This window comes from Streptomyces sp. ICN903, from assembly GCF_022015835.1.
Taxonomy (GTDB): domain Bacteria; phylum Actinomycetota; class Actinomycetes; order Streptomycetales; family Streptomycetaceae; genus Streptomyces; species Streptomyces fenghuangensis.
The window spans coordinates 1-3,380 of sequence record NZ_JAKMAY010000441.1 but is presented as its reverse complement, the minus strand read 5'-3'; the positions used below and the strand labels follow the sequence as shown (position 1 = coordinate 3,380).

At 75.2% G+C, this 3,380-nt stretch carries 4 protein-coding genes; all 4 read right to left on the bottom strand.

The annotated features are described in order from the left end of the window. Positions 1-808 (bottom strand): hypothetical protein (locus tag L7D48_RS27390; RefSeq protein WP_237883566.1); only part of this gene is annotated, 808 nt, incomplete at its 3' end. 120 nt (positions 809-928) lie between these two features. Continuing rightward, positions 929-2,065 (bottom strand): hypothetical protein, encoded by a 1,137-nt coding sequence (locus L7D48_RS27385; protein WP_237883564.1) that lies wholly within the window; start codon positions 2,063-2,065, stop codon positions 929-931. Between the two features lie 118 nt (positions 2,066-2,183). Continuing rightward, positions 2,184-2,795 carry a class I SAM-dependent methyltransferase gene (locus tag L7D48_RS27380; protein ID WP_237883562.1) on the bottom strand — a complete coding sequence of 204 codons (612 nt, stop codon included), beginning with the start codon at positions 2,793-2,795 and terminating at the stop codon, positions 2,184-2,186. A 57-nt stretch (positions 2,796-2,852) separates the two neighbouring features. Beyond that, on the bottom strand, positions 2,853-3,380 hold a 528-nt coding region (locus L7D48_RS27375), incomplete at its 5' end, for an amidase family protein (RefSeq protein ID WP_256463323.1).

Genomic DNA, 3,380 nt, shown 5'->3' with positions numbered 1-3,380 from the left:
GCTCCCCCGCCCCCGCCGTACCGCCCTGCCGCGGCGGCCGCGGTGCCTGCCGCGCCGCCTGCTCCGGCCGGGCCTGCCGGGGCCGGTCGACCCGCTGGGGCTGCTGAGGCCGCCCGGCCTGCCGGACCGGCTGGGAGGCGCCCGGCTCCGGGGCCGGTACGGTCGCTGCCCCGTCCCTCTTCCCCTCCGCCTCGCGCTCCGCGCGCTCCCGCTGCCGGGCGGCGTTGAGCCGCAGCCGCCTGAGCGCCTCGTCCGCCTGGAGGTAGGTGAGCGGTGTGGGCGCTCCGGACGCCCTGCGGTGGTCGGCGGCCCCGGCGGTGAGCGCCTTCGCGGGCCCGGCGGCCTCCAGGGCGAGCTGCCGCCGCCCCTCCAGGGCGCTGGCCCGCTCGGTCTCGGCGGTGGCGTACCGGCGCAGCAGCGCGGCATGCTCGGTGCGCAGCCTCTCCAGCTCGGCGCGCTTGCTCCGGAGTGTGTCCTCCGCCTTCCGGCGGATCTCCAGGGACTCCTCCAGCTCGGTCTCCAGCTCGGCCTGGCGTTCCTCGGCCCGCCACTCGGCCGTGGCCTTGGCCGCCCTGACCTCGCCGACCCGCCGGCCGGCCTGACGGTCCCACCGCCGCAGCAGCACGGCCCCGGTGACGGCGGCCGCCGCGGCCGCGGCGGCCAGGAGGCGCAGGGCCACCACCCCGGAGTCGTCCGCGTTCCCGATCAGCCATGAGACCGCGGCGCTGGCGAGCGCGACGGCCGCCACGGCGGACGGCGCGAGCATCCGGTGCAGGGGCGGCGCGTGGCGGTGGCGTCCTCGTGGCATGGCCTGGAATTTACCTTGTATGCCGCCTCCCGAGGCACCGTCCGTCCCTCATTCGTTATCGGAGGGGCACCGGTCGTCACGGCCGCGCCCCGGGGCCGACGGGCACCGGACGGCCCGGGTTCACTCCCGGCGCCGGGCCGCCAGCGAGGAGACCACCACGACCACGGTGAGCACGGCGATGGCGCTGACCACGGCCAACCGCTCCGCCGGGCCCAGGGTGTTGTTGGACTCGTGGGCGAAGTCGTACCAGACCAGCACGGACTGGAAGAGCGCGATCGCCGTGAAGACGAACAGCAGCCGGTTGCGGCGCTCGTCCCGCCGGTACTGCGTCATGTTGCGGTGGAAGTCGAGGATGTCGCGCAGCGACTGGAGCTGGACCTCCAGCACCCCGCGCTCGCGCTCCATCGCCCACCGCTCCATGGCCGCGTCCACCACCACCGCGCCCGCGTTGACCGTGTAGCGGCTCTCCTCCAGGCGCACCATGTCGCGCAGGGCCAGGTCCTTGCTGAGCTTGAGGGAGGCGGTGAACTGCCGGTCCACGTCCGCCACCCGGTTCCATCGGGTGTCGTTGAGCCCGAGCATCCGGGCCGACACCAGACGGTTGGCCTCGTCCACCGCGATCCACTCGCTGGTGGCCGCCATCACGCCCTCCAGCACCTCGTTGATCCGGTGCCGGGGCAGGCGGACGAGGGTGGTGAAGCCGTCGCCGAAGCGCACGTACGCGTCGTCGTGGATGCGGCGCTCCACGCCGTAGACGCGGGTGGCGCCCGGCTCCTGGCCGTGCGGCGGGTCCATCAGGACCCGGTGCCACCACAGCAGCCGGCCGGGGTCCATCTCCGCCCCGTCCACGGGATCGACCAGCCCGGTGGCGAGCATGTGCTCCGAGACGCTCCCCGTCCACCGCGCTATGTGCGGGTTGACCCGCTCCACCAGCTCGCGCTCGCGGCGGTGCATCTCCTCCTTGTCCGGCACCTCCACGGTCTGCATGACGTAGCAGTAGCCGCTGGGTTCGAAGCGGCACCACAGCAGCCCGGCGCCCTCCAGGTCGACCGTGCCGACGGTCCTCTTGCCGCTGAGCCGGGAGCCGCCGGTGGACATGTGGTAGTCGAACAGCAGCGGGGAGTCCGGCCCGTCGGCCTGGGGCGAGAAGCCCGGCACGGCCGCTGTGACCGCCTCCCTCAGCGCCCTGCCGACCTCGCCCCCGAAGGTGTTGGCGCACAGCCGGAACCGCATGAGGAACGGTGCGATGAGTACCACCTGCACGACGCCAGGACCCCCCGTGTCACTCCTGTGCCACCCGCCCGCGTACGGACCGCGCGTACGGTGCGTACAGCGGCCCGGCACGTACCGCATGCCCGGCGCGTACGGCCGGGGCTCACCCGGGTGCGGTGAACAGCGTCCACTCCCCGTGCCCGGCGCGGCCCTCCTCGGCCGTCCACCCCTCGCCCAGCAGCCGGTGCATCCGCTCGGGCGGCACGTACAGCGGCGTCCCCGCACGGAAGGACGTGCACCACAGCAGCTGGCCGCCGGGCCTGAGCACCCGCACGATCTCCGAGGGGTTGAAGACCCCGTTGAGCGACACTACCAAGGGAACACGCCCCGTTCCCAGGGGTAGTGACCGCACGTCGGCCGCCACCCAGCACACCCCGGGCACCTCCACGCGGCGGCGCAGCATCTCCAGGCTCAGGTCGCAGGCGACCACCGACGGCACGGCCGAGGCGACCGCCGCCGTCGCCTCACCGGTGCCGCAGCAGATCTCCACCGCCCACCGGGCGGGGCGGACGCGGCGCAGCCCCTCGCGGACGGGGAGGTCGTATCCGCGCTGCTCGTCGGTCCACTCCCGCCACTCCTCGGCCATCCGGTCGTAGGAGACGCGCAGGCCCTGCCACGCGGCCCGGTCCTCCGGGTCCTCCAGCAGACGCTCCTGGAAGCGGCGGCTGGGGTGGGCCTCGGCCTTCAGGTCCGGTGGTTCCAGGATGTCCTCCATACACGGACCATAACCGGGGGCGCGCGCCGTTGGGCAGGTGGCGCCCCCGGTACCGGTTCACGCCTCGCCGGGCGCCCGTACCACCAGGCCCGCGCCCTCGGCCGCCCGCACCACCGAGGCGAGCAGCGCCTCCCCTCCCCTGACGGCCGCGATCTGGAGCCCGGCCGGGCAGCCGTCACCGGTGAAGCCCGCCGGAACGCTGACCGCCGGATGGCCGCTGAGGTTGAAGGCCCAGGTCAGCGCCGTGCTGTACCGGTCGCCCGGCCCGTCGTGGCCGTGGGGCCGGTTGGGGGTGGCCGGGGTCAGCAGCAGCCGGTCGCCGGCGAGGAGCGCGTCCAGGCGCGCGTCGTTCTCCGCCCGTGTCCGCTCCGCCGCCGCCCGGTCCCCGTGGGGGGCGCGCAGAGCGAGCCACGCCGGACCGGGGTCCAGCAGTACGGCTTCCCCCGCCGGGCGCTCCAGGCGTACGGCGCCCGCCGCGATCAGCCTGTCCACCGCCGCCCTCGCCACCCGGACGACCTCCGGGTCGCTCTCCGCGAACCCCAGATCCGGCGACCACACCGCGGCCACCGGCCCCCCGGCGCCCCC

What these genes read in the sequence shown, in the direction of transcription:
- L7D48_RS27380 (WP_237883562.1), bottom strand. Translation starts at nt 2,795, where the DNA reads ATGGAGGACATCCTGGAACCACCGGACCTGAAGGCCGAGGCCCACCCC.